This is a genomic window from Streptomyces sp. NPDC000941 (assembly GCF_053599555.1).
In genome coordinates this window covers 1-6,401 of record NZ_JBSFMM010000372.1, presented here as the reverse complement: position 1 = coordinate 6,401, position 6,401 = coordinate 1, and the positions used below count along the sequence as shown (strand labels likewise).

General features: G+C 71.0%; 4 protein-coding genes. 1 reads left to right on the top strand and 3 read right to left on the bottom strand.

Going from position 1 to position 6,401, the window contains the following annotated elements; genetic code table 11:
• On the top strand, nucleotides 1–3,495 hold a 3,495-nt coding region (fxsT, locus tag ACWDSL_RS51045), incomplete at its 5' end, for an FxSxx-COOH system tetratricopeptide repeat protein (protein ID WP_450496319.1).
• A gap of 16 nt (nucleotides 3,496–3,511) precedes the next feature.
• On the opposite strand, the gene ACWDSL_RS51040 is transcribed toward fxsT, so the two are convergent.
• The 3 genes from ACWDSL_RS51040 to ACWDSL_RS51030 all read right to left on the bottom strand — a co-directional run.
• Nucleotides 3,512–5,329: an HEXXH motif domain-containing protein gene (locus ACWDSL_RS51040; RefSeq protein WP_450496317.1), complete on the bottom strand. Its 1,818-nt coding sequence runs from the start codon at nucleotides 5,327–5,329 to the stop codon at nucleotides 3,512–3,514.
• 128 nt (nucleotides 5,330–5,457) lie between these two features.
• On the bottom strand, nucleotides 5,458–5,628 hold the full coding sequence (locus ACWDSL_RS51035) for a hypothetical protein (protein WP_450496316.1): 171 nt from the start codon (nucleotides 5,626–5,628) through the stop codon (nucleotides 5,458–5,460).
• Between the two features lie 234 nt (nucleotides 5,629–5,862).
• The coding region (locus ACWDSL_RS51030; protein ID WP_450496314.1) for a DUF4232 domain-containing protein at nucleotides 5,863–6,401 on the bottom strand (539 nt) is incomplete at its 5' end.

The window sequence follows — 6,401 nt, the reverse complement described above, 5'->3', positions numbered from 1 at the left end:
GTGCCCGAGCCGGGCGCGCCCAACGCCACCTGGCAGAGCGCCGACGGCGCCCCCTGGCCCGGAGGCGAGCCGCCGGTCCCGGTGCTGGAGCTCGATCCACGATGGCTGCACCGCTGGGCGCAGCTGGTGACCCGGCCGTCCACGCGCGGCCGCCCCACACTCGCGCTGCTGCCGGGGGTACCGGCCGAACGCTGGGAGCGGGAGCCGGAACCCACCGCCCGGGACCGCGTCTTCCGCTTCCGCGCCACCGCGTCGCCGAGCGCCTTCAAGCTGGCCTCCCGGCTGGCGGCGGCGCCGCTGAACATTCCGGTGATGGAGTTCGTCCAGGGCATGCACGAGCCGCAGGGCAGCCCCGGCGACCTCGCCGAGATCCTGCTGGGCGGACTGCTGCGCAAGGTCGGCCCGACCGACCCGATGGACGAGACCGGGGTCGGCTACGAATTCCACCAGGGAGTACGGGAGTTACTGCTGTCCGCCGGGATGCGCGACGAGTCGCTGTACATCCTGCGCAGCGTCCTGGACCGGCTCGGCCGCCGCTGGAAACCCCTGCACGTACTGCGCGACGCGCTCAACCACCCCTCGGAGGCGCTGCCCGACCTTCCCGAGACCGAGCGGCTGCTGCCCTACATGCGCGTACAGGAACAGGTCTACCAGGCGCTCTCCGGCCCCTACCTGGAGGGCGCGCGGACGTTCCACGCGCGCGTGCTTGCGCACCAGGCGCTCGGCCGGTCGGGGGAACACCGACACAATCCAGTTGAAGACCCACCGAATGGGGAAAATCACCCCAATGGGGGAAGCTCGACCCCCGAGGCGGTTGCCGTGACTGACTCCTTTTCGTCCCGATCCAAGTCGTCCTCCGCAAAGGACGAATCACCCCCGTCGGCGCACGGCACGCCGGGCGCGGCGGGTGAGCACCAGAGAGGAAGTTTTGTGCCCGTGACCGCTGCCCGGTCCCTGCCCGCCGTGGAGGAGCGCCGCGCCGGGGATCCCCCGGCCATCTGGGGGAACGTCCCGCCCCGGAACAACAACTTCACCGGGCGACAAGCGTTGCTCGACACCTTGCACGAGCGTCTGAGCAGCGAGGGCACGGCCGCCGTGCTCCCCGAGGCCCTGCACGGGCTCGGCGGCGTGGGCAAGTCGCAGATCGCCCTGGAGTACGTGCACCAGCACGCCTCCGACTACGACGCGGTGTGGTGGATCCCGGCCGAGCGCCCGGAGCAGATCCGCCAGGCGCTGGTGCAGCTGGCGGACCGACTGGGGCTGCAGGTCGGCCTGGAGTCGAACATCGCCGTGCCCAGCGTCCTGGAGGCGCTGCGCACCGGCCGCCCCTGCCGTGACTGGCTCCTGGTCTTCGACAACGCGGAAGAACTGGATACGGTACGCCCCTTCTTCCCCAACGGCGGCCCCGGCCGCATCCTGGTGACCTCGCGGAACGCCCAGTGGTCCCGGGCCGCCCGCACGGTCGAGGTGGATGTCTTCGACCGTGCGGAGAGCATCGAGCTGCTGCGGCGCCGGGGCCCGGAGCTGCCGGACGACCAGGCGGACCGGGTGGCCGAGGCACTGGGCGATCTGCCGCTGGCGATCGAGCAGGCGGCCGCGTGGCTCATCGAGACGGGGATGCCGGTCGACGAGTATCTGAACGTCTTCGAGGACGAGCGAGCCGATGTCTCCACCCGGCGCGCCGAGTTGCTGGCCCAGGGCGTCCCGGTCGACTACCCCGAGCCGGTGGCGGCGGCCTGGAACATGTCGCTGAGGCGGCTCGCGGAGCAGCATCCCGGAGCGCTGCAACTGCTGCAGGTGTGCTCCTTCTTCGCTCCGGAGCCCATTTCGCGGCGGCTGTTCTCCGGGGTCCGTGGAGTCTCCCTCTCCCCCGAGCTCTCGGAGGTGCTGCAGGACCCGATCAAGCTCGGTCATGCGATCCGCGAGATCAACCGCTACGCGCTGATCAAAATCAATCACCGGAACAACACCATCGAAATGCACCGACTGGTGCAGGCGGTGTTGATGGGCCAGATGTCCCCACAGCAGCAGGCGGACATGCGGCACAGCGCCCACGTACTGCTCGCCTACGGCGACCCCAACGACGTGGCCCCCACCAACTGGCCACGCTACGCCGACCTCTTGTCGCACGTCCGCGCCTCCCGCGCGATGGACTGCGACGACAAATGGGTACGGCAGATGGTGCGCAACCTGATCAGCTTCCTGTACGCATGGGGAGATCACCAAGGCGCCCGCGAGTTCGGCACCCAGGTGGTGGAGACCTGGCGCGAGTCGCTGGGCGAGGACAGCCTGGAGACACTGACCGCCTCCCGGACCCTCGGCCACGCGCTGACCGCGCTCGGCCACTACGAGGAGGCCCGGGAGCTCAACGACCGGATCCTGGAGCTGCTGCGGGCCCACCCGCAGGCCGGCGAGAACAACGAGGACACCATCGCGACCATGGGCGCGGTCGCCAACAGCGCCCGGCTCCAGGGGGATTACGCCAGGTCCGTCGAGTTGGAGAAGGACCGGTGGACCAGGGGCCTGCGCGTCTTCGGCGAGGAGGACCCGTACACGCTGGCCGCCGCGAACGACTACGGGCTGGCGCTGCGCGCCGTCGGCGACTTCGCGCTCGCCCAGGAGATCCACCAGTCCGCGCGCGACACCGCGGCCATCGTCCTCGGAGAGGACTCCCTCACCACGATCCTGCTCGCCACCCACCTCTCCAGCGACGCCCGCGGCATGGGCCAGTACCACGTTGCCCGCGCCATGCAGGAGGAGACCTTCGCGCTCGCTCTGCGCAGCGTCCCGCCGAACGCACCCGTGTTCGTCAACGCGATGCGCACCCTGGCCGTGGCCCGACGTAAGGCGGGCGATCATGAGGGGGCGATCGAGCTCACCCGGCAGGCCCTGGACAGCTATCGGCTGCGGTATATCGAGCCCAACCTCGACATCACCACGGCGGAGATGAACCTCTCCATGGATCTGCGGCAGAACGCCGATCTGGCCGGCGCCCGGGACCTCGGGAGAAAGTCCCTGGAGGACCTGCGGGTCATTCTCGGCCCCCGGCACCCCTACACGTCGAGCGCGGCGACCAATCTGGCCGTCACGCTCCGGCTGCTGGGCGAGACCGAGGAGGCGCTGGCGCTCAACAGAGAGACGCTGCCTGTCTTCGTCGAGACGCTCGGGGCCGACCACCCCTCGACCCTCACCTGCGCCATCAACCTGGCCAGCGATCTGTACACGCTGGCGGACTACGAAGAGGCACACAGCCTGGACACCGACAGTCTGGCCGCCTGCCGGGAACGGCTGGGTGAGGACCATCCCACCACGCTGGCCTGCGCGGTCAACCTGTCGGCGGACTTGCGCGCCCTGGGCGAGAGCCGGGCGGCGGAGGAGCTGCACAACGACGCCCTGGAGCGGTTCCGCCGGGTGCTGGGCAGCCAGCACCCGGCCACCATCGCGGCAGCCCGTGGCATCCGCGCGGACTGCGACCTGGAGGCGTACACGTTCTGACGCGACGCCCCGGCGTTCAACGACGGGTTGCGATCCAGTGGGCGAGAGCCACCGGGTCGGGGCCGCCGTAGACCGGGGCACGCAGCGCCCGGTGCACCGCGAGCACGACTTCCGGGCAGTCCAGCAGCACCTCCTTGGCCGGGCCCGCGGGCAGTGTCAAGGCGAGCCCTGACCAGGCGGGGAGGTCGTCGGGGCGTTCGGCCAGACGGTCACGGTAGCCGCGCAGCGCGGCCGCCGTGTCCCCGGCGGCCCAGTCCAGGTCGGCCCGGGGCGGGGCGTCCACGCCGTCGAATGAGTGCTCCTCCGGCTTCTCCCGCAGCAGGGCGAAGCCGCCCGGGTCGCGCAGGCGCAGCCGGATCAGGGCCGGGCGCGCCGACACCGCCGGCCGGGAGGCGCGCAGCACGGTCGTGGGAAGGGGGTCCGGTGAGGACCGGCCCAGCCGCCAGGCCTGCGCCCACTGCCCGGTCCGGCCGGGGTCCACAGACAGATGATGCAGGCGGTAGAGCAGCCGGTGATCGAGGTTGAGGTCCTCGGCGGCGCGCAGCGGAACCTCCGGCACAGGCTCTGTGAGCCACACGGCCAGTCGGTCCTCGATCCCCCGCAGGAATCGGTCGCCCAGGGCGGTGAGCTCCGCATGGGCGCGCAGCGTCCGCAGCCCGTGCGAGGTCTGCGCACGCCGCAGCGCGAACTCGAAGTCCGCGCTCGGCGTGGTCTCGTCCAGTACGGCATGTCGGTGGGCCTGCCAGAAAGCCGTGACGCCCAAAAACGCGTACACGCCGTGCAGCAGGCCGCGCAGCGGGCGGGGATCCACGCGCCAGGGCGCGTAGTGGATCTCCTCCATGCCTCCGTGTATCAGGGGCACCAGGTCCAACAGCGCGCCGAGTTTGACGTGCTGGGCTTCGTGGATCAACGATGCGGCGAGGGTGGCCGAATCGGTCGGAGGATTGAGCAGTACACAGCCGTAGGCCTCGGGCGACGATGCGCTGAAAGGTTCCGTCCGCGCGGGGTATCGCACGGGGACGACGGAGATCAGACAGCCGGCCACACCAGCCGGATCCACATTGCTCTGCCCGGCTACGAGCGCCCAGGCGCTGTCGAAGCGTTCCTGCCACCCCCGCGCCTCCGGTTCGCTCAGCCGCGCGGGTGCGGCGGGGCGCAGAAAGTCCCGGTAAGGATCTATGTCATCCAGGTAGGGCGAGCAGGGGTGGACGGGGTGCCGGCCGTGCAGCCGTCTCAGGGGGTGCCAGCCCTTGGCGTCCCGGGTGAGGTCGGAAGGCAGCGGCACCGTATGCGAACCGGCTCGCACGGTCCGCTCGCCCGCGCCATCGGCGGAGATCTCGGCGACGGGGGAATCGCAGCCCGTGAGGTCCACGAAGCCCAGCGCGGGCAGCATCACCCCGCCGTCGCGGACTCCGACCACGATCCGGAAGTCGATCCCCGCGAGCAGGGCCGCCGAAGCGGCCACGGTGTGCAGATAGCCGGTTTCCAGCCACAGCAAGACCTCGTCGGCCTCCGTCCCGGCTTCCTCCGCAACGCCGCGCAGCCTGCGCAGACAGCGGCTGAGCCAGGCGCCGACCTGGGGGTGCAGCAGCAGGCGCTCCACGCTCGACGGGCTGCGCCGCTCGGCCCGTGTCAGCAGCTCCCACGCGTCTCGTGGTACGGGCAGCGGCCCCGGCACCTGGGGATGGCGGGAGGCGAACTCGGTCAACGCGCGTAGCAGAAGCATGAGGCGGCTGCGTTGGCCCGCCCGTAACTCGGCGATCGCGGCCGCTCCCCCGCTGCCGTGCGCCAACTCGTCGAGGCGCGCCGTGGACAGCCGGTGGTGACGGCTCATCGGGGGCGGGGCGGGCGGTCGGGAGCGGCTCGAAGCCGGGAGCGGGGAGGGAGGGCCAGCTGAATAGTCCGCCGGCATGGCCGCCTTTCTCGGTGGGGTGAATGCTGTCGCGCCGCGCCGGGATTCCGTCAACAGCCTGATGACGACGCGGCGGCGTTCGCGATTGTCGGCGGAGACTGTACGAGATCGAGCAACCGCTGGGTCGCGACAGTGAACTCCTCACTGTCGCCCAGTTCTTCGAGCGTTGTTCCCGAGAGGTCCACCAACTCCGTCTCGACCCCCGTGGCCGCTCGCTCCATGACATCGTCCCCTCTAGACGCTCCGCGCCGGCTCAGGCGAGGCCCCTTCACATGGTGGCCCACCCGATAATGATTGCGGAAGGGCGAAAGGGGCCAGTGGGTGTCGGGCCCATCAAGATTTTGGGACACCCGGGGGCGTCAGGTGGCCGCGCTTCCCGGCCAATTCATTTCCGGCGCCGCCCGGTCGGGCACGGGCGGGGGCGGCGGTTCCGTGCCCGGCCGTGGCGCTCCGGGTCAGGGCTGGGAGCCCGGCTCGAGGGCGGTGACTTCGAATACTTCCCCGCAGACCTGGAGGGAGCGCGCCGACGTCTCCATGGCGCGGTAGGAGTCCGGCGGGTAGGCGCGAATTTGGGACGCGGTCCGCCAACAGGGCTTGTCGGACAGGCCTTTGTTGAGGGTGTGCAGACTCGCGTAGGCGCTGTCGCCGGGTTTCAGGACGACCATGGGCCGCGCCGGTCCTCGGCGGGCGGCGGGGTCGCCGATAGCCGTGCCGGGGGTGTCGAGCAGGGAAACGCCCGGAAAGCCCGTCAGCGTGCAACTGGTCTCACCGGTATTGGTGAAGGCCAGGGGAACATAGACATTGCCCGCGCCGATATCCATCCGGCCGACGGACAGTTTCAGCTGATCCTCGGCGCAGATGCGGCGCGCGGCGGGCGGGGCGCCGGAGGCGCCCTCGGTGGCGACGGACGGCTTGGCCGCGCTCGGCGCCTTCGCGGGGGTCGAGGCCGGCGATCCGCGGGCGGTGGGGGTGTGGGAGGAGGCCGGGGGCGCGC

Coding starts and splice junctions, on each gene's coding strand:
- ACWDSL_RS51040 (WP_450496317.1), bottom strand. CDS start 5,329: ATGAGCCGTCACCACCGGCTGTCCACGGCGCGCCTCGACGAGTTGGCG.
- ACWDSL_RS51035 (WP_450496316.1), bottom strand. CDS start 5,628: ATGGAGCGAGCGGCCACGGGGGTCGAGACGGAGTTGGTGGACCTCTCG.